General features: G+C 74.0%; 19 protein-coding genes and 1 tRNA gene. 12 read left to right on the top strand and 8 right to left on the bottom strand.

Features of this window, described 5'->3' with window-relative positions:
- A partial coding sequence (locus GA0115242_RS20030; protein ID WP_176729861.1) for a triphosphoribosyl-dephospho-CoA synthase occupies positions 1 to 308 on the top strand: 308 nt, incomplete at its 5' end.
- Positions 309 to 365: 57 nt separating this feature from the next.
- Here the strand turns inward: GA0115242_RS20030 and GA0115242_RS20025 are convergent.
- Both GA0115242_RS20025 and GA0115242_RS20020 read right to left on the bottom strand, forming a co-directional pair.
- On the bottom strand, positions 366 to 1,832 hold the full coding sequence (locus tag GA0115242_RS20025; RefSeq protein WP_093830377.1) for an aminopeptidase P family protein: 1,467 nt from the start codon (positions 1,830 to 1,832) through the stop codon (positions 366 to 368).
- Between the two features lie 164 nt (positions 1,833 to 1,996).
- Positions 1,997 to 3,511 (bottom strand): PP2C family protein-serine/threonine phosphatase, encoded by a 1,515-nt coding sequence (locus GA0115242_RS20020; protein ID WP_176729862.1) that lies wholly within the window; start codon positions 3,509 to 3,511, stop codon positions 1,997 to 1,999.
- Between the two features lie 515 nt (positions 3,512 to 4,026).
- On the opposite strand from GA0115242_RS20020, the gene GA0115242_RS20015 reads away from it, so the two are divergent.
- Both GA0115242_RS20015 and GA0115242_RS20010 read left to right on the top strand, forming a co-directional pair.
- Positions 4,027 to 4,692 (top strand): bifunctional DNA primase/polymerase, encoded by a 666-nt coding sequence (locus tag GA0115242_RS20015; RefSeq protein WP_093830373.1) that lies wholly within the window; start codon positions 4,027 to 4,029, stop codon positions 4,690 to 4,692.
- 56 nt (positions 4,693 to 4,748) lie between these two features.
- The gene (locus GA0115242_RS20010) at positions 4,749 to 5,351 is read left to right on the top strand and encodes a hypothetical protein (RefSeq protein ID WP_093830371.1); all 603 of its coding nucleotides are present in this window, start codon (positions 4,749 to 4,751) and stop codon (positions 5,349 to 5,351) included.
- A gap of 244 nt (positions 5,352 to 5,595) precedes the next feature.
- On the opposite strand, the gene GA0115242_RS20005 is transcribed toward GA0115242_RS20010, so the two are convergent.
- From GA0115242_RS20005 to GA0115242_RS19995, 3 genes are all read right to left on the bottom strand, one after another.
- Positions 5,596 to 6,561 carry a DUF5926 family protein gene (locus GA0115242_RS20005; protein WP_093830369.1) on the bottom strand — a complete coding sequence of 322 codons (966 nt, stop codon included), beginning with the start codon at positions 6,559 to 6,561 and terminating at the stop codon, positions 5,596 to 5,598.
- Between the two features lie 378 nt (positions 6,562 to 6,939).
- Positions 6,940 to 7,590, bottom strand: coding sequence for an ATP-binding protein (locus tag GA0115242_RS20000; RefSeq protein ID WP_093830367.1), 651 nt, complete (start codon positions 7,588 to 7,590; stop codon positions 6,940 to 6,942).
- 162 nt (positions 7,591 to 7,752) lie between these two features.
- Complete coding sequence (locus GA0115242_RS19995; RefSeq protein WP_093830365.1) at positions 7,753 to 8,562, bottom strand: glycerophosphodiester phosphodiesterase; 810 nt, start codon at positions 8,560 to 8,562, stop codon at positions 7,753 to 7,755.
- A gap of 287 nt (positions 8,563 to 8,849) precedes the next feature.
- On the opposite strand from GA0115242_RS19995, the gene GA0115242_RS19990 reads away from it, so the two are divergent.
- Together GA0115242_RS19990 and GA0115242_RS19985 are read left to right on the top strand one after the other, a co-directional pair.
- Positions 8,850 to 10,337 (top strand): S1C family serine protease, encoded by a 1,488-nt coding sequence (locus GA0115242_RS19990; protein WP_093830363.1) that lies wholly within the window; start codon positions 8,850 to 8,852, stop codon positions 10,335 to 10,337.
- 63 nt (positions 10,338 to 10,400) lie between these two features.
- Positions 10,401 to 10,487 (top strand) — tRNA-Ser (locus GA0115242_RS19985).
- A gap of 130 nt (positions 10,488 to 10,617) precedes the next feature.
- Here GA0115242_RS19985 and GA0115242_RS19980 read toward each other — a convergent pair.
- Positions 10,618 to 11,658 (bottom strand): bifunctional DNA primase/polymerase, encoded by a 1,041-nt coding sequence (locus tag GA0115242_RS19980; RefSeq protein WP_370672303.1) that lies wholly within the window; start codon positions 11,656 to 11,658, stop codon positions 10,618 to 10,620.
- A 593-nt stretch (positions 11,659 to 12,251) separates the two neighbouring features.
- Here GA0115242_RS19980 and GA0115242_RS19975 point away from each other — a divergent pair.
- From GA0115242_RS19975 to GA0115242_RS19950, 6 genes are all read left to right on the top strand, one after another.
- Positions 12,252 to 12,563, top strand: coding sequence for a hypothetical protein (locus GA0115242_RS19975; RefSeq protein WP_093830361.1), 312 nt, complete (start codon positions 12,252 to 12,254; stop codon positions 12,561 to 12,563).
- Between the two features lie 141 nt (positions 12,564 to 12,704).
- A complete protein-coding gene (locus tag GA0115242_RS19970; protein ID WP_256089475.1) occupies positions 12,705 to 13,661 on the top strand; it encodes a bifunctional MaoC family dehydratase N-terminal/OB-fold nucleic acid binding domain-containing protein in 957 nt (318 codons plus the stop codon).
- 122 nt (positions 13,662 to 13,783) lie between these two features.
- Positions 13,784 to 14,218 (top strand): MaoC/PaaZ C-terminal domain-containing protein, encoded by a 435-nt coding sequence (locus GA0115242_RS19965; protein WP_093830359.1) that lies wholly within the window; start codon positions 13,784 to 13,786, stop codon positions 14,216 to 14,218.
- Positions 14,215 to 15,384 (top strand): lipid-transfer protein, encoded by a 1,170-nt coding sequence (locus tag GA0115242_RS19960; protein WP_093830357.1) that lies wholly within the window; start codon positions 14,215 to 14,217, stop codon positions 15,382 to 15,384. The genes GA0115242_RS19965 and GA0115242_RS19960 overlap by 4 nt, the downstream gene beginning before the upstream one ends.
- A gap of 435 nt (positions 15,385 to 15,819) precedes the next feature.
- Positions 15,820 to 16,377 carry a SigE family RNA polymerase sigma factor gene (locus tag GA0115242_RS19955; RefSeq protein WP_093830355.1) on the top strand — a complete coding sequence of 186 codons (558 nt, stop codon included), beginning with the start codon at positions 15,820 to 15,822 and terminating at the stop codon, positions 16,375 to 16,377.
- A 112-nt stretch (positions 16,378 to 16,489) separates the two neighbouring features.
- Positions 16,490 to 18,178, top strand: coding sequence for a long-chain fatty acid--CoA ligase (locus tag GA0115242_RS19950; protein ID WP_093830353.1), 1,689 nt, complete (start codon positions 16,490 to 16,492; stop codon positions 18,176 to 18,178).
- A gap of 172 nt (positions 18,179 to 18,350) precedes the next feature.
- Here the strand turns inward: GA0115242_RS19950 and GA0115242_RS19945 are convergent, their stop codons facing one another.
- Positions 18,351 to 19,556, bottom strand: coding sequence for an MFS transporter (locus GA0115242_RS19945; RefSeq protein ID WP_093830351.1), 1,206 nt, complete (start codon positions 19,554 to 19,556; stop codon positions 18,351 to 18,353).
- Between the two features lie 308 nt (positions 19,557 to 19,864).
- On the opposite strand from GA0115242_RS19945, the gene GA0115242_RS19940 reads away from it, so the two are divergent.
- Positions 19,865 to 20,446: a TetR family transcriptional regulator gene (locus GA0115242_RS19940; protein WP_093830349.1), complete on the top strand. Its 582-nt coding sequence runs from the start codon at positions 19,865 to 19,867 to the stop codon at positions 20,444 to 20,446.
- A 51-nt stretch (positions 20,447 to 20,497) separates the two neighbouring features.
- On the opposite strand, the gene GA0115242_RS19935 is transcribed toward GA0115242_RS19940, so the two are convergent.
- Positions 20,498 to 21,633 (bottom strand): response regulator (locus tag GA0115242_RS19935; protein ID WP_141721676.1); only part of this gene is annotated, 1,136 nt, incomplete at its 5' end.

The raw sequence follows: 21,633 nt of genomic DNA, 5'->3' as shown, positions 1-21,633 counted from the left end.
CGGCCGGGGCGAGCGGGCCCGAGGCGGGCCTGGACGCCCTGCTCACCGTGATGTCGACGCTCCAGGACACGGAGCTGCTGCACACGGCGGGGCCGCACGGCCTGCGGCACGTCCAGGCGGGCNCCCGGGGCGTCCTGGAGGCGGGCGGCACGGCGACGGCGGCCGGGCGCGCGGCCCTGCTCGCCCTCGACGCCGACCTGCACGCGCGCGCGTGGAGCCCGCGCGGCAGCGCCGGTCTGCTGGCGGGCGCCCTGTTCGTGGACGCGCTGCCGCTGACCGGGCCCCGCCCGGCTGACGGGCGCGCGTGAACGGGCCCGGGTACGACGGCGGCCGGGCACGTCCGTGCCCGGCCGCCGGTCGGTGCGTCAGCCCTGGAGCAGCGCGGCCATCCAGCTCTCGACCTCGCCGGACTCCCGGGGCAGCCCGGCGGAGAGGTTCCGGTTGCCGTCGGCGGTGACGAGGATGTCGTCCTCGATCCGCACGCCGATCCCGCGGTACTCCTCGGGCACGGTCAGGTCGTCGGCCTGGAAGTACAGGCCGGGCTCGACGGTGAGCACCATGCCCGGCTCCAGCGTGCCGTCGACGTACGACTCCACGCGCGCGGCGGCGCAGTCGTGGACGTCCATGCCGAGCATGTGGCCGGTGCCGTGCAGGGTCCAGCGGCGCTGCAGGCCGAGTTCGAGCACCCGCTCCACCGGGCCCTCGACGAGACCCCACTCCACGAGCCGCTCGGTGAGCACCCGCTGGGCCGCGTCGTGGAAGTCGCGGTACTTGGCGCCGGGGCTGACGGCCGCGATGCCCGCCTCCTGGGCGTCGTACACGGCGTCGTAGATCTTCCGCTGGATCTCGCTGAAGCGGCCGTTGACCGGCAGCGTGCGCGTGACGTCGGCGGTGTAGTAGGTGTGCGTCTCGACGCCCGCGTCGAGCAGCAGCAGGTCGCCGGAGCGCACCGGGCCGTCGTTGCGCACCCAGTGCAGCGTGCAGGCGTGCGGTCCCGCGGCGGCGATCGTGCCGTAGCCGACGTCGTTGCCCTCGACCCGCGCGCGGAGGAAGAACGTTCCCTCGATGTAGCGCTCGCTGGTCGCCTCGGCCTTGTCCAGGACCCGCACGACGTCCTCGAAGCCGCGCACCGTCGAGTCGACGGCCTTCTGCAGCTCGCCGACCTCGAAGTCGTCCTTGACGAGCCGCGCCTCGGACAGGAAGGTCCGCAGCTCGGCGTCGCGCTCGGCGGTGACCTTGTCGGTGAGGGCGGCCTCGACGCCCGCGTCGTACCCGCGCACCACCCGGACCGGGCCGGTGGCCTCCCGCAGCGTGTCGGCCAGCTCGCGCACGTCGGACGCCGGGATGCCGTACAGCGCCTCGGACTCGGTGAGGGAGTGGCGGCGGCCGACCCACAGCTCGCCCTGTCCGGAGAGCCAGAACTCGCCGTTCTCCCGGTCGGAGCGGGGCAGCAGGTAGATCGTCTCGCGGTGGCCGCCGGTGACGGGCTCCAGGACGAGGACGCCGTCCTCGGTCTGGTTGCCGGTGAGGTAGGCGTACTCGACGGAGGCGCGGAACGCGTACTCGGTGTCGTTCGAGCGGGTCTTCAGGTTGCCCGCGGGGATCACCAGCCGCTCGCCGGGGAAGCGGGCGGAGAGCGCGGCGCGGCGGGCGGCGGTCTCGGCGGCCTGGGCGATCGGTTCGAGACCGCGCAGCGCGGTGTCGGCCCAGCCGGACTTCATGCTGTCGGCCAGCTCGTCGGAAACGCCCGGGTACAGGCCGTTCTTGCGCTGCTTGATCGGCTCCTCGGCCTCGTCCGGGTTCTCCGGGGTGAGCTCCTCGGCCACGGTCATCCTCCTCGATACGGCGCGGGACCGCCTTCGGGTCCCGGCTTCGCCCGGGTAGGGGACACCCCCGTACCGCATACATCGTACGGTCGCACGGTCGTACGGTAAGGGGGTAGAGGGGGGTATGCGCCTGTCACCGGGTGTGCGTGCCGCCCGGACGCGCCCCCGGCTCACTCCGCCGCGTCGAACCGCGCGGCCAGCAGGACGACGTCCTCGCCGTCCGCGTCCACCCCGTCGTCCGGGAGCATCGCGCGCAGGACGTGCCCGGCGATCGCGTCCGGGTCCTCGCGCAGCGCCCGCGGCACACTCGCGGCCGCCGCGTGCAGCCGGGCGAAGGCGCGGTCGGTGCTGTCGCCGGCGCGGTGCAGCAGGCCGTCCGTGTACAGCAGCACCGTCTCGCCCGGCCGCACCTCCAGCTCCACGCTGGGCGCCTCCCAGCAGGACAGCATGCCGAGCGGCGCGGAGACGGTCGTCTCCACGAACTCCGTGCGGTGCTCGCCCACCAGCAGCGGCGGGCAGTGCCCGGCCCCGGCCAGGGTGATCCGGCGCAGCGCGGGCTCGCAGTACGCGAACAGCGCGGTGGCGGAGCGGGCCGGTTCGGTCAGCCGCAGCAGCAGCTCCAGGTCGGACAGGACCGCGACCGGGTCCTCACCCTCCATGACCGCGTACGCCCGCAGCGAGGCCCGCAGCCGTCCCATCGCGGCGACCGCGCTCGGCCCCGAGCCGGTCACCGCGCCGACGGCGAGCCCCAGCGCGGCGTCCGGCAGCGGCAGCGCGTCGTACCAGTCGCCCCCGCCGCGCGGTCCCGTGCGGTGCCGGGCCGCGAGCTGGACGCCCGCCACCCGGGGCAGCCGGGACGGCAGCAGTTCCTCGGAGATCGTCGCCATCGCCGCGCGGGTGCGTTCCACCTCGACCAGCCGGGCCAGATGGGCGCCCGCCCCGCGCGCGTAGAGACCGGCGAGGTGCCGCTGCCGCTCGGAGGGCGCCGCGGGTTCGTCGTAGAACCAGACGGCCGCGCCGACGCGCTCCCCGGGCGCCGCGGCCAGCGGCAGCGCGTAGGTCGCCGCGTAGCCGAGCCGGACCGCCACCTCGCGGTGGCGCGGGTCGAGGCCGTCCTCGGCGAGGAGGTCGGGCTGCGCGATCCCGGCGTCCGCCTCCGGGAGGGCGTCCAGGACCCGGCCGCAGGGGGTCGCGGCGCGCGGCACCGTCTCCAGGTGACCGAGATCGGCCCGCGCGAGGCCCAGGCCCACGGTGGTGTCCGGTCCGAGCCCGTCGGCGGGCTCCAGGACGACGAGTCCGCGCCGGGCGCCCACCAGGGCGGCTCCGGCGCGCAGCAGCTCGCGCAGGGCCTCGTCGAGCGTGCCGGTACGGGTCAGCCGCTCAGTGAGTTCGTGCAGCGTGGTGAGGTCGGAGACCCAGCCCGCGAGGCGGTCCTGGAGCAGGGCGCCCGGCGCGTTCGGCGCGCTGACCGGGGTGATCGGGGCGGCCGGGGAGGGCGCGACAGTCTGTGCGGGAGAGGGCACCGCCGAATCGATTCCGGCCACTTTCGAGGGGTGAGGAGCGTTCATGGTGTTCGGCTTTCCGACCGGTGCGTATTGCTCAGAAGCATCGCAAACCCCCATGTCATTCTGCGCCGCTGGCAGTGTCTCCACATGTACACGCACTCGTAAGGGGATGTCCAGCATTGTCCTGCCGGGATTCACGGTGTCCATAGGTCTCCCGGCGAACTCTTACCGAAAAGCAAAGTTGGCTTAAAACTGCCTCGGGTTACGGGGTATTGCGGTCGACTGGCCTTGCTCCACAGAGCGTCACACCGGTCGTGATGGGTACGTACTCGGAGAAGGCCAGGGGTGGTTGACCGCCACCCGGAACCTGGTGACCGACCCGAGCGTCTTAGCCACTGACGACCGTGCCCCACCCTCCCGTGGCGGAGGCGAAGAGAAACACGCACTGACGCGGGACGGCACGACGCCAGACTTCGCCACTCCCACGCGATGCCCCTGCTCGTGATGGAGCAAGGGCGCGACACGGCACGGCGGCAGCGACCGCCACGGACGCGGCCGATGCCCGGCCCGTAGGGGTTCCCTCTGTCTCGGACAGGGGTGTGATGCGCCAACAGGTACGCACAGTCCAGTGATCGACTCATGTGTGATGTGGCCCACGGTGTTGCCAGCGGTGCAACGGAAAGGAACGAGCGCTCATGCGCGAGATCCTCGGAAGGCGACGCAGGCTCCTGTCCCAGCGCGGCGACGGAGGGCCTGACCTGCTCGGCGCGGCCCTGACCTTCGCGGCGGAATGGCAGTGGCCCGTACTCCCTGGTGTGCCGGCCGATCCGCGGGCCCGTTCCCGCTGCGCCTGCCCCGACCCCGAGTGCGTGATTCCCGGTGCCCACCCCTTCGACCCGGCGGTGCTCGCGGCCACCACCGACGCGCGCATGGTTCGCTGGTGGTGGACCAACCGGCCCGCCGCCCCGATCGTCCTGGCCACCGGCGGCCGGGCACCGTGCGCGGTCAGCCTCCCGGCGCCCGCCGCCGCGCAGGCCCTCGCCGCGCTCGACCGGGCGGGCATGCGGCTCGGCCCGGTGGTGGCCACGCCCAGCCGCTGGGCGATCCTCGTCAAGCCCTACTCGATGGAGCAGCTGGGCGAGCTGCTCTACGCCCAGGACTGGGTGCCGCACTCGCTCCGCTTCCACGGCGAGGGCGGCTATCTCGCGCTGCCGCCGTCCGAGACCGGCGAGGGCGGGCTGCGCTGGGAGCGCGCGCCGCTGCCCGGCTCCGCCTCCCCCTGGGTGCCCGACGTCGAGGCCGTGGTGGACGCCGTGGTCGAGGCCCTCACTCGTACGGGTGTGAGCGCGCCCGAGTTGTAGCGCTGTCCGGCGCGCGCGGGGCGGCCCGCCCGCGCGCGGAAGTTATCTTCCGTCCCATGAACCTCCGCCTGCTGGGCCTCGCCGGCACCGTGGTGTGCGCCCTCGCGCTGCCGCTGGCCGTGGCGTCCGCGGGGCCGGTCGGCGACAGGGAACACGCCGCCGCCTCCGCCCCCTCCGGGTCCGCCCGGCCCACCGGAGCCCCCGGCTCCGCGGGCGCGTCCGGTGCCGAGGGCGCCCCCGCGGCGGACCGGGACGCCAAGGCGCCCACCGCCCGGCCCTCCCGCACCCCGCTGCTGCTCGGCCTCGGCCTGGCCACCGCCGCCCGCTGCGGACCCGCGCTCACCTCCCCCGAGGGCGTCGAGGCGCAGACCTGCGTGCTGACGCAGGGTGGCGACACCTGGGCCCGCGCCTACTACCGCAACGCGACCGGCGACGCCCTGGACGCCGTCCTCACCCTCATGGGCCCCGCGGACCGCACCGTGCGCACGAGCTGCGCCGCGGGCGCCGGGGACGACCCGGGGACGTGCGAGACGCCGAGGGAGCCGACCAGGGGCGGACCGGACGGCTACACGGCCGTCACCGAGTTCGCCGCGCGGGCGGGCGAAGGGCCCCTGCTGCTGCGGTCCGGCAGCAACTCCGGTGCCGCCGACGGGAGTTGACGGACGGCTGCGTTCCGTAAAGAGAACGCGGGCATGAAAAGACCCGGTTGCTGGCGACGGGGGATGCACCAGCAACCGGGCTACTGGAACGGTAACAAGAGATCGGCGGTTCGCAAATTCGATCCGGGCTTTCCGGTCACCGATCCGCCTGTGACGACGGGCACTTGTGACCGCTTCCGCCGATCCGCCGGGACCGTCCGCGGCTGACCGGTGAGTCAGTCCCGGCGGGGCCCGGCACCGTCCGTCAACTCAGCGTGACCTGCCGGTTGGTCAGTCCACCGCGCGCCCGGCGCTCGTCCGCGGTCAGCGGCGCGTCCGTCGTGAGGGCCTCGGCGAGCCGCTCGGCGAACTCGGCGGCCGGCTTCTCGACATCTTCCGCCCCGACCCCGCTCGGCAGGTCCCAGACCGGCACGGTGAGCCCGTGAGCGCGGAAGGAGCCCACCAGGCGGGTCCCCTCGCCGAGGCCGGAACGGCCCGCCGCGTGCAGCCGCGCCAGAGCGTCCAGAAGCTGCTCCTCCGGGTGCGGCATGACCCAGCGCAGGTGGTTCTTGTCGGGGGTCTCGCACCAGTAGGCGGCGTCCACGCCCGTCAGCCGCACCGTGGGGATGGCGGCGGCGTTGGCCCGCTCCAGGGAGGCGGTGACCTCCGGCGTGGCGTTCTCCGCGTCCGGGACCCAGAACTCGAACCCGGTGTGCACAACTGGCTCGAACGCGCCTTCCGGGTCCAGCAGATCCTGGAGCCGGGGACCCTCGGCGGGCGCCCTGCGGCCCTGCACCGGCGAGCCGGGCGCCGCGTCGAGCGCGCGGGTGAGGGTGTCGGCGAGGTCGCGGCTGATGTCGCCGGACGCCGTGTCGTTCTGCAGGCCGAGCAGGACCGAGCCGTCCTCGCGGCGCAGCGCGGGCCACGCCATCGGCAGGACGGTGGCGAGGGTGACCGACGTGACGCCCTCGGGCAGGCCGCCCTTCAGCGGCAGCTCGACGGTGGCGGCGGGCACCAGTTCGCGCAGCGCCACCCAGTCGCACTCGCCGGGGAGCCCTTCGAAGGGCCGGTGCACCAGCTCGGTGACGGCGTGCGAGGCGGCCCGGCCGTGACAGGCCTTGTAGCGCCGGCCGCTGCCGCAGGGGCAGGGCTCGCGGGCGCCGACCACCGGGATCTCCGCGTCCTTCGGCTGCGGGCGCTTGGCCTTCGTCTGGGGTTGCTTCTTGGCCATCGTGGGTGTCTCCCGATTACGGCTCGTCTGGTACGGCGGGAGCCTAGCCGTTCACGCCGGGAGCGTCGGGAGCCTGTGGACAACGCGGCGGGGCAAGGGAACCTGTGGACGACGCGGCGCACGACGGGGATCCGGCGGACGGCGCGGTGAGGGGCGGGAACCCGTCACGGCGCGGTGGACGACGGGGACCGGTGCACCACGCCGCGGGCGCGGGAACCCGTGGACACCGCGGCGGGCACGTGAACCTGGGGACGACGCGTGGGCGCGGGAACCCGTGGACACCGCGGCGGGCACGTGAACCTGGGGACCGGCCGCGGGTCGGCCTCCGCGGACGGGCAGGCGCGCACTCGTGACCCCCGCCGTGTCGGCCGCCCCGGGTCAGTCCAGGTCGTCGGCGAAGGCGTCCGCGAAGTCCAGGGCGGGCAGCGATGCCGGCGGGCCCACCGGGGGAGCGGTGACGCGCGTAGCGAAATCGTCCCTGCGGTAGCCCGCGTCGGGGTCGTGGACGTCGCGGTGGACCACCACCCAGACCGTGACCTCGCCGCGGGCGTCGTCGCGGACGCCCCAGTCGTCCGAGAGCGCCGAGATGATGTTCAGGCCGCGGCCGCCGTGCGCGGTCACCGACGGGGTGGCCGGAGCCGGGCGGGTCGGGCCGCCGCCGTCCGTCACCTCCACGGTGAGCCTGCCGCCGCGGTCCACGTTCCACGCGGCGCGGACGTCGCCGTCCCCCGCGAGCGCGCCGCCCAGCGGACGGCCGTGCCGGCACGCGTTGCTCAGCAGCTCCGACAGGATCAGCACGGCATCGTCGATGACCGTGTCCGACACCCCGCCGTCGCGCAGTTGTTCCCGCATCCGGTGTCTTGCCTCGCACACGCCCGCAGGGCCATGGGGAACGGCCATGCTCGACGACGCGGGCACTTCCTGTGCCACCACCAACGCCACCCCCGAGACCTCCTTCGCCCCACGCCACGGTGTGGATGCCCCACCGGCCTGTGCCGGAAACCGGCCGCATCGGGTCCGACGACGCATTCATCACCTTCGAACACGCACCGAACGCGCCGGTGCACACCCTGTAGCTGTTTGGCCTGATTTGGGCGCTCGGCCGAGATCGGAGGATGACGGCGGAAAGGGGTCGGGGTCAAGGTTTCGCCACAGGTCTTCACCGGACGGCGGGGTCCGGCGGGCGGCGGCTCAGCGGCCGAGGCGGCGCAGGACCGGACCTGGCCGGTTGGTGATGATGGCGTCGATGCCCAGTTCGACGCAGAGGTCGACGTCCGCGGGGTCGTTGACGGTCCACACGTGCACCTGGTGACCGGCTCGTTTGAGCCGCTCCACGTAGCCCGGGTGGCTGCGCACGATCCGCAGCGAGGGCCCGGCGATCCGGATGCCGGCGGGCAGCCGTCCGTCCCGCAGCCGGGGCGAGAGGAACTGCGTCAGGTAGACCGTCGGCAGCGTCGGCGACGCGGCCCGCACGCGGTGCAGGGAGCGCGCCGAGAAGCTCATCACGCGCACGGGGGAGTCGGCGGCGGAGGCGGGCGCGTCGAGGCCGAACCGCTTCAGGAGCAGCAGCAGCCGTTCCTCGACCTGGCCCGCCCAGCGGGTGGGGTGCTTGGTCTCGATCGCCAGCTCCACCGGCCGCCCGGCGTCCGCGACCAGCTCCAGCAGCCGCTCCAGGGTGAGCACGGAGGTGTCCGCGCGGTCGTCCGGGCCGAACTCCCAGTCGGGCGCCTCGTCACGGGCCTTCCAGGAGCCGAAGTCCAGGGCGGCGAGGTCGGCCAGCTCCAGCGCCGAGACCGCGCCGCGGCCGTTGGACGTACGGTTGACGCGGCGGTCGTGGACGCAGACGAGATGTCCGTCGGCCGTCAGCCGCACATCGCACTCGAGGGCGTCCGCACCGTCCTCGATCGCCTTCTTGTACGCGGCCAGGGTGTGCTCGGGAGCGTCTTCGGAGGCTCCGCGGTGGGCGACGACTTGGATCCGGTGCTGCCGTGCGAGGGTCACCGCGTCATGGTGCCATCGCGGGCGGGGCGGTGCGCTCCCGTGTCCGCCCGTCGGGCCGGGACGGCGATCGGCGGAATCCGAATTGCAGCCTTTTGTACCGTCATGACCTATATAAGGAATGGTCGTACACCCACAGGCCCCGCTTATGGTGCCCTGACGGCTCATGGGAAAAGCTGACGGCATACAAAAGGACATGCACAGCTGAAGCGCGCCGGGCCGTGGACCAACGAGAACGAGCGTGACCGAGTGCGACCGAGAACACCAGCCGTGGACCGAGGAGAGAAGCTGTGAGCACCGAGAACGAGGGCACCGCGGTACCACCGGCCCCGTCCGCACCCCCCGTGCCGGTGGACGCTCCCGCTGCCTCCGCGCCGCAGGAGCGCACCGCCCCCCAGGGGGGCGCCCCCACGACCCCGATCCCGCCGGTGCCGCAGGGCGCCCCCGCGCCCGCCCACCCGGGGGCCCCGCAGGCCGCGCACGGCGACCCGCGCACCCAGGCGTACGGCAGTTCGGCCCCCGACGCGTCCTGGCCGCCCCCGCCGCCCGGCACCCCCGCGTACGCGTACCCCGCCCCGGCGGGCGCGGGTGACGGTGGCGGTGGCACCGACGTCTGGGGCGCCCCGTACGCCCAGCAGCAGCCCGCCCCGAAGTCGGGACGCGGCCGCGGCGGCCTCGCCGTCGGCATCCTGATCGCCGCCCTGGTGGCCGGCGGTCTGGGCGGCGGCGTCGGCTACACCCTGGCCAAGAACAACGACGACGGCGGCGGCTCGACGACCGTCTCCGCCTCCACCAGCGGCGGCGCCGTCAAGCGCGACCCGGGCACCATCGCGGGCGTGGCGGCCAAGTCGCTGCCCAGCACGGTCACCATCGAGGCCGAGTCCAGCAGCGGCGAGGGCGGCACCGGCACCGGGTTCGTCTTCGACACCCAGGGCCACATCGTCACCAACAACCACGTCGTCGCCGACGCGGTGGGCGGCGGCAAGCTCTCGGCGACCTTCCCCGACGGCAAGAAGTACGACGCCGAGGTGGTCGGCCACGCGCAGGGCTACGACGTCGCCGTCATCAAGCTGAAGAACGCGCCGTCCGACCTGAAGCCGCTGACCCTCGGCGACTCCGACAAGGTCGCCGTCGGCGACTCGACGATCGCGATCGGCGCCCCGTTCGGGCTCTCCAACACGGTCACCACGGGCATCATCAGCGCCAAGAACCGCCCGGTCGCCTCCAGCGACGGCAGCGGCTCCAACGCCTCGTACATGAGCGCCCTCCAGACGGACGCGTCGATCAACCCGGGCAACTCCGGAGGCCCCCTCCTCGACGCCCAGGGCAACGTGATCGGCATCAACTCCGCGATCCAGTCCACCGGCAGCGGCGGCCTCGGCGGCTCCAGCCAGTCCGGCTCGATCGGCCTGGGCTTCGCCATCCCGATCAACCAGGCCAAGTACGTGGCCCAGCAGCTGATCAAGACCGGCAAGCCGGTCTACGCGAAGATCGGCGCGTCGGTCTCCCTGGAGGACTCCAGCGGCGGCGCGAAGATCACCGAGCAGGGCGCGAGCGGCTCGGACGCGGTCGAGGCGGGCGGCCCCGCGGCCGACGCCGGACTGAAGCCGGGCGACGTCATCACCAAGCTCGACGACCGCGTCATCGACTCCGGGCCCACCCTGATCGGCGAGATCTGGACCCACAAGCCCGGCGACAAGGTCACGATCACCTACGAACGGGGCGGCAAGACCCACACGGTGCAACTGACCCTGGCCTCGCGCGACGGCGACGGCTGACCGGCACGCGCGCGTACCCACCCGTTACTCTTGTCCCCGCGCCGCCGATCACCGGCGACGCGGGGAGGCGTGCCCGAGCGGCCTAAGGGAACGGTCTTGAAAACCGTCGTGGCAGCGATGTCACCGTGGGTTCAAATCCCACCGCCTCCGCGCGAGAAGCGGTACGCACGGCCCCTGACCTGGTGAGACGGTCGGGGGCCGTTGCCGTTGCCGTCGTGCCCGCTCGCCGTGTCTCGAGGCCCGGCCTCCGTACCCCTGTACGGGGCTCGCCCCCATGCCTCTACCCCCGGTGTCCCGTCATGCGGGCCGCCGAGGTGATCGTCGCCCTTGCCTCGCGTTCCGTCAGGCCCGTGGCGTGGGCCGCGTCCAGGAGGGGGCCGGTCAGGGACGGTCCTATGCCGTTCTCGTAGGCGCGGCAAGCGGCCCAGAACAGGCGGGAGTTGCGCTGGCCCGGCCGTGCCGCCAGCACGAACTGGACCAGGCCCTGCCCGTGGTAGCCGCCGTCCGCCGGTGCCGCCCTCGGGTGCAGGGCGCGCGGCGGGGGCAGCAGGAGCCGCAGGAGCGGTGCCGGGCAGGGCGCGGGAGCCAGCCCGCCGGTGCCGGGCGCCGTGCGGTAGACGCCGTGGTCCGTGCGGGACCCCGGGCCCACCAGGTAGCCGCCCGCGCCCCGGATGTCGATGCCCGGTGCCAGTCGCCCCGCCGAGTTGGGGACGGCCGTGTCGGGCGGCCCGGTCAGCCAGAGGTGGCGGCCCCCGCTGGGGGTCAGGACGACGACCGTCCCGGGGATCGTGAACAGATGGCGCCGCGCCAGTGCGCACAGCTCCGCCACCCCGTCCGTGCCGGGCTTCGTGTCCAGGTCGACGCCGATGAGGTGGTGCGGGGGCAGGCCGCAGGCGATGCCGTATCCGGTCGCCCAGGGAGCCGCGGCGAACAGGGCGCGGACGCGGGCCGGGTCGGTCGAGGCGTCGTACACCCCGTGCCCCGGACGCCCGCACTCGCCGTGACAGGGGCGGGAGTGAGAGTGGGGGGGATGGGGGTGGGCGCGATAGCGGGAGCGGGCGGCGTTTGTGGCTGCCGTCGCGGCGTCGTCCTCCCCGGTGCCGGGAGGATCACAGGAGCCTGAATGGTCCCCGGGCTTCGGCGGGTCCCAGGAGCCCGGGTGGTTCCCGGGTCTCGGCGAGTCGCACGGGCCCGAGTGGTTCCCGGGTCTCGGCGGGTCCCACGGGCCCGGGTGGTGCCCGGGCTTCGGTGGGTGCCAGGAGCCTGAGGGGTCCCCGGGCCTCGGCGGGGCCCAAGAGTCGGCGGGGTCTCCGGACTTCAGCGGGGGCCAGGGGGCCGGAGGGTCCCGGAAGTCCGTGGGGCCGGGGCCCTCACCCGGAGGCAACTGCCTCTCCCTGTCGCCCCCTTCACCCCTCTCCGTCTCCGCGTCGCCCTCTCCCCGCTCCCGGTGGGGTGAGCGCAGTGCCGGGAGTTTGGTCCGGGACAGGGGGAAGACCGCCAGTCCGCGTTCCGCCGCGGACAGGGCGTGCGCGAGGGCCGGTGGCGTGGGGCGCCGTGCGGTGGCCATGACGAAATTTTCGTACTCGCGTTCGAAAAAAGGAAGGGGGGCAGACAAGACGCGCCGGGTTCCGGCGGAGTCGATCAGAGGTTGACGAAACGCTTCACCTTATGTGCCGCTTGGGATGTTAGCGGTGCCTCTGTCCTGTCTCAGCGGAAGAGGTAGCGAAAGGGGTTTATCGACTTGTCGTAGCACTTGAGGGGGAATCGCCTCATCCGGGGTGGTTCACCGGGGGTCCGGTGGGCAACTCTGATTCCGCGACGTCGTGCAGAACACCGAGGCGGTCGGCCAACTGCCCCGGAAAGAGCCTTACTTGACGTACTTCCGGCCAAGAGCCGGGTCCTGGAGGAGAAAACATGGCAAGCATCCGTACCGCCCGCGTCATCGCCGCCGTCTCCGCCCTCCCGCTGGCAGCCGCGCTGTTCACCGGCGTCTCGGTGGCGGACAACGGTGGCTTCGCGGACAACGGATCGAACGCCGGTGTCGCGAGCATCCTCGGCAGCGGCGTAGGCCACGACAACACCGGCAACCTGTCGACCACGCAGCAGAACGCGGTCGGCTCGGGGGCCACGAACCAGAGCAACACCGCGCAGGTCAAGGGCTCCGCCTTCACGGCGATCAACCAGGGGAACGAGAACGTCCTCGTCCACTTCAACCGCCTGTGGTGAACCGCCCCTGACGGCCGGGGTGTGCTTCGTGGGGTGGTGACATGTCTGTGCGGCGGTGCTTCGGCGCCGCCGCTCAGGCGTTCTCGCCGCCCCTACGCCATGTCTTGACACCTCATCAGATCTGACGGACAGTCAGCAACCGTGGTGACGAGCGGAGAAGCGGCAGGAGAAGAAGAAGGCGACGACGCGTTCGGCGCGCTGCTCAAACAGTACGAGGGGCGGCCCGCCGCCGTCGCGGGGCGCGGGCGGGACCCCGTCAACCAGGCGATGATCAGGCACTGGTGCGAGGCGATGGGCGACACCCACCCCGGCTACCGCGGACCGGACGCCGTCGCGCCGCCCACCATGCTCCAGGCCTGGACGATGGCCGGGCTCGACGGCCGCAACAGCCGCACCGGCCCCTACGTCGACCTGCTCGCCGTCCTCGACGACGCGGGCTGCACCTCCGTCGTCGCCACCGACTGCGAGCAGGAGTACCTGCGCCCGCTGCGCCCCGGCGACGAGATCGGCTTCGACGCCGTCATCGAGTCCGTCTCCGCGCGCAAGACGACCCGGCTGGGCACCGGCTACTTCGTCACCACCCGGATGGACGTCCGGGTCGGCACCGAGCCGGCCGGCACCCACCGCTTCCGCATCCTCAAGTACCGCCCCGCGCAAGCCGCCACGGGGTCGGAGGAGCAGAGCGAGCGTCCGCTGCGGCCCCGGCCCGTCGTCAACCGGGACAACGCCGGTTTCTGGGAGGGCGTCCGCGGCCACCGCCTCCTCGTCCAGCGCTGCGCCGCCTGCGCCGCCCTCCGTTTCCCCTGGCTGCCGGGCTGCGGCGGCTGCGGCAGCCCGGAGTGGACGCCGGTCGAGGCGAGCGGCGCGGGGACGGTCTACTCGTACGTCGTCATGCACCACCCGCCCTTCCCCGCCTTCGAACCGCCCTACGCGGTCGCGCTGATCGAACTGGCGGAAGGGGTGCGGATGATCAGCAGCGTGGTCGGGGTACCGCCCGGCGAGGTGCGCGTCGGCCTCCCCGTCGACGTCGAATTCCGCACCTACGACGACGAGTTGACGCTTCCCGTGTTCCGCGCCCGGACGGCGGCGGGCGCGTGACCGGGCAGGGGGACGGGCAGGCGGAGGGGCAGGCGGAGGGGCAGGTGGACGGGCGCGTGAGCGCGCAGGCGGAGGGGCAGGGGGACGGGCCGGGAAGCGGGCAGGGGGACGGGCAGGCTGGTGTGTTCCCCGGGCAGGTGCTGGCCGCCCTGGAGATCCCCGTCACCCGGACCCTGATCGTCGCCGGTGCCCTCGCCTCCCGGGACTTCCAGGACGTGCACCACGACGCCGAGGCCGCCCGGAGCAAGGGCTCCCCGGACATCTTCATGAACATCCTCACCACCAACGGCCTGGTCGGGCGCTACCTCACCGACCGCTTCGGCCCCGGTGCCGTCCTGCGCCGGGTGGCGATCCGGCTCGGCGCCCCCAACCACCCCGGCGACACCCTGGTCCTGACCGGCACGGTGGAGACGGTCGCGCCGGAGGAGGGCGGCAGCGGCGGGGGCGAGGGCGCCCGGGACGTCGTGACCGTCCGGGTGGTCGGCGCCAACCGCCTCGGGCACCACGTCACCGGCACCGCCACCGTCGTCGTCCCGTCGTCGGGAGGCCGCCCGTGAGCGTGCGCGCGCGGGACGCCCTCGGCGGGCGGGCGGCGATCGCCGGGATCGGCGCCACCGACTTCTCCAAGGACTCCGGACGCAGCGAGCTGCGGCTGGCCGCCGAGGCGGTGCGGGCCGCGCTCGACGACGCCGGACTCGCCCCCGGTGACGTCGACGGCATGGTGACGTTCACGATGGACACCAGCCCGGAGATCACCGTCGCCCAGGCGTGCGGGATCGGCGAGCTGTCCTTCTTCTCCCGGATCCACTACGGCGGCGGCGCGGCCTGCGCGACCGTCCAGCAGGCGGCGCTCGCCGTGGCGGCGGGCGTGGCCGAGGTCGTCGTCTGCTACCGGGCGTTCAACGAGCGCTCCGGGCGCCGGTTCGGCTCCGGGGTGCGGCACCGGGAGCCGTCGGCGGAGGGCGCGGCGCTCGGCTGGGCGCTGCCGTTCGGGCTGCTCACGCCCGCCTCCTGGGTGGCGATGGCCGCGCGCCGCTACCTGCACGCGTACGGCCTGACCCCGGAGGCGTTCGGCCAGGTCGCCGTCGTCGACCGGATGTACGCGGCGACGAACCCGGCGGCCTACTTCCACGGCCGTCCGCTCACCCTCGCCGAGCACGCGGCCTCCCGATGGATCGTCGAACCGCTGCGGCTGCTGGACTGCTGCCAGGAGACCGACGGCGGCCAGGCGCTCGTCGTCACCTCCGTCGAACGGGCCAGGGACCTGGTCGGGCGGCCCGCGGTCGTCGCGGCGGCGGCGCAGGGCGCGGGGCGCGGGCAGGAGCAGATGACCAGCTACTACCGCGACGACCTGACCGGCCTGCCGGAGACGGACGTGGTCGCCCGCCAGCTCTGGCGCACCTCGGGGCTGACCCCCGCCGACATCGACGTGGCGATCCTCTACGACCACTTCACGCCCTTCGTGCTCATGCAGCTGGAGGAGTTCGGCTTCTGCGGCAAGGGCGAGGCGGCGGACTTCGTGGCCGCGCGCACCCTGCCGCTCAACACCCACGGGGGACAGCTCGGGGAGGCGTACCTGCACGGCATGAACGGCATCGCGGAGGCCGTGCGCCAGCTCCGCGGCACGGCGGCGAACCCGGTGCGGGGCGCCGAACACGTCCTGGTGACGGCGGGCACGGGCGTACCGACGTCGGGGCTGATCCTGACGGCCGACGACCACTGAGGGCGGAGCGGCGCGCGCGGGGCCCTTGGCTCTCCGGGCGCCCTCCGGCCTCCTGGGGTCCCGGGCCCCTCCCGCGCCCCGCCGGACCCTCGGCCTCCCCGGATCCTCGGCCTCCCCGGGTCCCGGACGCCGTCCGCTCGCGTCGGAGAGCCCCGGACGCCCTCCCGCCCCCGCCCGGCTCCCGCTCCCGCCCGGCCCCGCCCTCCCCGGGCGTCGTGGCGCCCTCCCGCCCGCGCCGGACCAGTCGGGGCTCCCGTGCCCGGCTCCCGCCGCTCGCCGCCCCCTCCGTTCATCAGGGTCGTCCCGCAGTACCCCCTACCCGTTCCTCCACCTTCAGGAGGTGAGGCCCGCACCACCCCTACAACCTGAGGGGGACCCCGCTTCGGGACCTCCGGGCGATCCGCCGGAGCCGCCCCCGCTCCTAGCGTGGAATCCATGACCACACTCGTCTGCACCAGCGCGTCCACGGCTGCCGAGCCCGCGGCGCGGATGCCCTCGTACCCGTCGTTCGCGTCCTACGTGCGGGCCCGTCAGCCGGTGCTGCTGCGCACCGCCCGGTCGCTGACCGCGAACCCCAGCGACGCGGAGGACCTGCTGCAGACGGCGCTGACCAAGACGTACGTCGCCTGGGAGCGGATCGAGGACCACCGCGCGCTGGACGGGTACGTCCGCCGCGCGCTGCTGAACACCCGCACCTCGCAGTGGCGCAAGCGGAAGGTCGACGAGTTCGCGTGCGACGAGCTGCCCGAGCCGGAGCCGCTGCCGGACGGCGACGACCCGGCCGAGCGGCAGGCGCTGCGCGACGCGATGTGGCGGGCGGTCCTGAGACTCCCGGCCCGGCAGCGGGCGATGGTCGTCCTCAGGTACTACGAGGACCTCAGCGAGGCGCAGACGGCCGAGGTCCTCGGCGTCTCGGTGGGCACGGTGAAGTCGGCGGTGTCGCGCGCGCTCGGCAAGCTGCGCGAGGATGCCGAGCTGGGGCTTGTACGGTAATACGGTGACTGTGGGTGAATGTCCACCGGACGTGACGTGATCGATCCCCGATGCCTAGTGACATACCGCGCGGTATGTGCGCAGAATCGGCGCAACCCCACCGCCGTTGGCAATGTCGCCCCGGGAGGACGCCGTGCAGAGCACGATGCAGGACGTACCGCTGTTGATCTCCAGGATCCTGACCCACGGGTCGACGATCCACGGGGCCTCGCAGGTCACCACATGGACCGACGGCGCGTCCGGCGAGGGGGAACCCCACCGCCGCAGCTTCGCCGAGATCGGCGACCGTGCCGCGCAGCTCGCGCACGCCCTGCGCGACGAACTCGCCATCGCGGACGACGACCGGGTCGCGACCCTGATGTGGAACAACGCGGAGCACGTCGAGGCGTACTTCGCGATCCCGGCGATGGGCGCGGTCCTGCACACCCTCAACCTGCGGCTCCCGCCCGAGCAGCTCACCTGGATCGTCCGGCACGCGGCCGACCGGGTGCTGATCGTCAACGGCTCCCTGATCCCGCTGCTCGCCCCGCTGCTCCCGCACCTCACGACGGTCGAGCACGTGGTGGTGAGCGGCCCCGGTGACCGCGCCCCGCTCGCCGGAGCCACCGCGCGCGTCCACGAGTACGAGGAGCTGATCGCCGGCCGGCCCACCGCGTACGACTGGCCCGAGCTGGACGAACGGCAGGCAGCCGCCCTCTGCTACACCTCCGGGACCACCGGCGACCCCAAGGGCGTGGTGTACAGCCACCGTTCGATCTACCTGCACTCGATGCAGGTCAACATGGCGCAGTCGATGGGCCTCACCGACCAGGACACGTCGCTGATCGTCGTCCCGCAGTTCCACGTCAACGCCTGGGGCCTGCCGCACGCGACCTTCATGACCGGCGTCAACATGCTGATGCCGGACCGGTTCCTCCAGCCCGTGCCGCTGGCCGAGATGATCGAGCGCGAGCGTCCGACGCACGCGGCGGCCGTCCCCACCATCTGGCAGGGCCTGCTCGCCGAGCTGACCGCCCGCCCGCGCGACGTCACCTCCCTCACCCAGGTCACCATCGGCGGCTCGGCCTGTCCGCCCGCCCTGATGGAGGCGTTCGACCGCCTCGGCATGCGGGTCTGCCACGCCTGGGGCATGACGGAGACGTCCCCGCTCGGCACGGTCGCCCGGCCGCCCGCCCATGTCATCGGCACGCCCGAGGAGTTCGCGTACCGGCTCACCCAGGGCCGCTTCCCGGCCGGTGTCGAGGCCCGGCTCACCGGCCCCGGCGGCGAACGGCTGCCCCACGACGGCGAGTCGGCGGGCGAGCTGGAGGTGCGCGGCAACTGGATCGCGGGCGCCTACTACAACGGCCCGGACGCCGAACCGCTGCGCCCCGCCGACAAGTTCAGCCCGGACGGCTGGCTGAAGACCGGAGACGTCGGCACGATCTCGCCGGACGGCTTCCTGACCCTCACCGACCGCGCCAAGGACGTCATCAAGTCCGGCGGCGAGTGGATCTCCTCGGTCGAGCTGGAGAACGCGCTGATGGCCCACCCGGACGTGGCCGAGGCCGCCGTCGTCGCCGTCCCGGACGACAAGTGGGGCGAGCGCCCGCTGGCCACGGTCGTCCTGCGGGAGGGCGCCGCCGCCGACTTCACCACCCTGCGCGCCTTCCTCGCCGCCGAGGGCGGGATCGCGAAGTGGCAGCTCCCGGAGCGCTGGACGGTCATCGAGTCCGTCCCGAAGACGAGCGTCGGCAAGTTCGACAAGAAGGTGCTGCGCAGGCGGTACGCGGACGGCGACCTGGACGTCACCCGGCTCTGAGGAGCGGGCCGGGGAGGCGGCGGCGGGGCGGCCGGCCGGGCGCGGGGCGCGGAGAGCACCTCACCCCGACCGGCAGGGACGCAACGGCAGGGGCGCACCCACCGCGACGCCGCGACACCGTGGAGCCGCAGCACCGCTGAGACGTGGACCCGCGGCACCGAAGGTCCACGTCTCAGCGGCGTGCCGCCGTCGTCCCCCATCCCGCCAGCAGCCAGACGCCCGCCACCGCGCAGACGCCGCCCCAGCCCCCGTGGGTGAAGGCGAGACCGGCCAGGGCGGAGGCGGTGGCGCCGCCCGCGAACCCCGCGACCACGTAGGCGCTGTTGGCGACGGCCGGTGACCGGGTGGTGGTGAGCGCGAGCGTCTGGTTGGCGACGTGCGAGGCGACCAGCGCCGCGTGGATCGCGATCGCGGCCACGAACAGGGCCGCCATCACGTGCCCGCCCAGCCAGAACAGCGGCACGGAGACGGCCGCGAGGAGGTACCCGGAGCGGACGACCCTGGCCGCGCCGAACCGGTCGACCAGACCGCCCGCCAGCGGCGCGACCAGGCTCGCGGTGAGCCCGAAGAGGCCGAACAGCCCGGCGGTCGCGGTGGAGAGGCCGTACGGCCGCTCGGTCAGCAGCAGCGCGAGCGTCGTCCACAGGGCGCTCCACGCGCCGTACATCCCGGCCTGCCGCACGCACGCCCGCCACAGGTCGGGCGAGCGGCGCACCAGCGACGGCATCGCGGCCAGCCCGGCGAAGAGGGGTCCCTCGCGCCGTCGCCGCTCCACCGGCAGGACGGCGGCGGTGGCGAGGCCGAGGACGGCGGTCAGCGCCGCGGCCCCCACGAAGGCGGCCCGCCACCCGAACGCCTGCCCGACCAGCCCGCCGAGCACCCGGGCCGCGACGACCCCGGTGAAGAGCCCGGAGATCACGGCGGCGACGTGCCGGGCCCGCCGGTCGGCGGGGGCGCGTTCGGCGACCAGCGGCACCAGCAGTTGCGGGACGACGGTCGCGGCGGACGCCACCAGCACCGCGACGGCGAGCGCGCCGATCCCCGGGGCCACCGCGCCGACGACCAGCGCGGCCGTGGTGACCAGGGAGAGGACGGCGACCAGTCGGCGCCTGCTGACGCTGTCGCCGAGCGGGGCGAAGAAGAGCAGCCCGGCCGCGTAGCCGAACTGCGCGACCGAGGCGACCCAGGCCACGGCGGACGGGGTCGAGCCGAAGTCGCGCGCGATCAGCGGGAGCAGCGGCGCGGCGAGGTAGATGTTGGCGGCGGTGGCGGCCGTGCAGAGGGCGATGAGCGGCAGGAGTATCCGGTCCCGCGGCGCGACCGGGGGCCGTCGGACCTGCCGAGGGCTCGTACGGGCGGCGGTGGCTTCGGACGGCATGGAGAGGTGCTCCTCGGGTGGGGCGGGGTGGGACAAGGTGCGGGAGGGGGCGGGGTGCCGTGTGGTGGGGCGGGAGGGGACGAAGTGCGGGAGGGGAGGCGGGTGCCGTGGTGGGGCGGGAGGGGACGAGGTGCGGAACGGGGAGACGGGTGTCGCGGTGGGGCAGGCGGGGACCGGGTGTCGTGGTGGGGCGGGCGGGGCGGTCGTCAACCAACCAATTGGTTGGAACATGGGCGGCAACAGTCTGCGGCGCCCCCGCATTCCTCGTCAACCAAATGGTTGGTTACTTGCGGCGGTACCCTTCCCCCATGACAGCGAGCAGGGACCCCGAGGCGACGAAGGCCCGGATCTTCGAGGCGGCGGTCGCCGAGTTCGCCCGGTACGGCATCGCGGGTGCCCGCATCGACCGGATCGCGTCCGCCGCGAAGGCGAACAAGCAGCTGATCTACGCCTACTTCGGCAACAAGTCCGAGCTGTTCTCGCAGGTCCTGGGCCGTTCGATGGTCGACCTCGCGGCGGCGGTGCCGGTCGACCCGGACGACATCGAGGGCTGGCTCGACCGGCTGATGGACTACCACGCCGTCCACCCGGGCCTGCTGCGCCTCCTCTACTGGGAGGGCATCGAGTACGGCACCGCCGACCTCCCCGACGAGGAGCGGCGCCAGGCGCACTACGCCGCCAAGGTCGAGGCCGTCAGGGACGGTCAGCGGCGGGGCGTCATCAGCGACGCGATCCCCGCCCGCGACCTCCTCTTCCTGCTGATCGCGCTCGCCAACTGGGCGACCGTCGTGCCGCAGATGAGCCGCATCCTGGCGGGCGGCGACCCGACCGACCGCGACCGCCTGCGCGCGTCGATCAAGGAAGCGGCCCGCCGCATCGTGGCCCCCTGAGCCACGGGCCCGGCGGCCGGACGCGTCCCGCCGACCGGTGCTCGCCGTCGGTCAGTTGGTGCCGATCCGGGCCAGCAGGTCGACGATGCGGCTCTGCGCCTCCGGGCTGGTGGACCGCTCGGCGAGGAACAGCACCGTCTCGCCCGACGCCAGCCGGGGCAGGTCGGCCTGTTCGACGGCGGCCGTGTAGACGACCAGCGGGGTCCGGTTGAGCTGCCCGTTCGCCCGCAGCCAGTCGATGATCCCGGCGAACCCCGACTGCCGCCTGTGCACCTGCATCAGGTCCATCACGACCAGGTTCGGCCGCAACTGCCCGGCCAGCGTGACCGCGTCCGCGTCGCTCGCCGCCCGCGCGACCTGCATGCCGCGCCGCTCCAGCGTGGACGTCAGCGCCAGCGCGATCTCCGCGTGCTCCTCGATCAGCAGCACCCGCGGCGGATGCTGCTCGCTGTCCCGCGGCGCCAGCGCCTTCAGCAGGACGGCGGGGTCGGCGCCGTACGCGGCCTCGCGGGTCGCCTGCCCGAGCCCGGCCGTCACCATCACCGGCACCTCGGCGGCCACCGCGGCCTGCCGCAGCGACTGGAGGGCGGTCCGGGTGATCGGCCCGGTCAGCGGGTCCACGAAGAGGGCGGCGGGGAACGCCGCGATCTGCGCGTCGACCTCCTCGCGCGAGTGCACGATCACCGGCCGGTAGCCGCGGTCGCTCAGCGCCTGCTGGGTCGTCACGTCCGGGGCGGGCCACACCAGCAGCCGTCGCGGGTTGTCGAGCGGCTCGGGCGGCAGCTCGTCGTCCAGCGGCTGCGCGCGCGGCGGGTCGGCGACCTCGACGGCGCCACCGGGACCGTCCAGCGGCTCGGGCCCCTCGTCGGCGTTCACGTCGGGGGCGCCTATGGCGTACGACCGGCCACTGCCCTCGGTGCCCTGCGCGAGCCGCGACTGCCCGGCCTGCGAGGCGGACGGGGCCTGCGGCTGCGGCTGGGCCTGCGCGGCGGGCTGCTCGCCCGTAGGGTGCGGGCGACCGGCCGCGGGGTCGGGCGGGGTGCCGAGCTTGCGCCGCTTGCCGCCGCCGTTGGGGTGGTGCGGCGGGGGCGTCGCCGTCGGCACCTGCACCTGGGCGGCCTGCCGGGTGAAGGGCACGCCCTGCCCGAGGGTGCGGACGCTGATCGACCGCCCCTGGGTGGAGTTGG

It is taken from the genome of Streptomyces sp. SolWspMP-5a-2 (assembly GCF_900091845.1).
GTDB classification, from domain to species: Bacteria; Actinomycetota; Actinomycetes; order Streptomycetales; family Streptomycetaceae; genus Streptomyces; species Streptomyces doudnae.
Note: the sequence above shows the minus strand (reverse complement) of the source record. Positions and strands in the feature narration are given on the sequence as shown.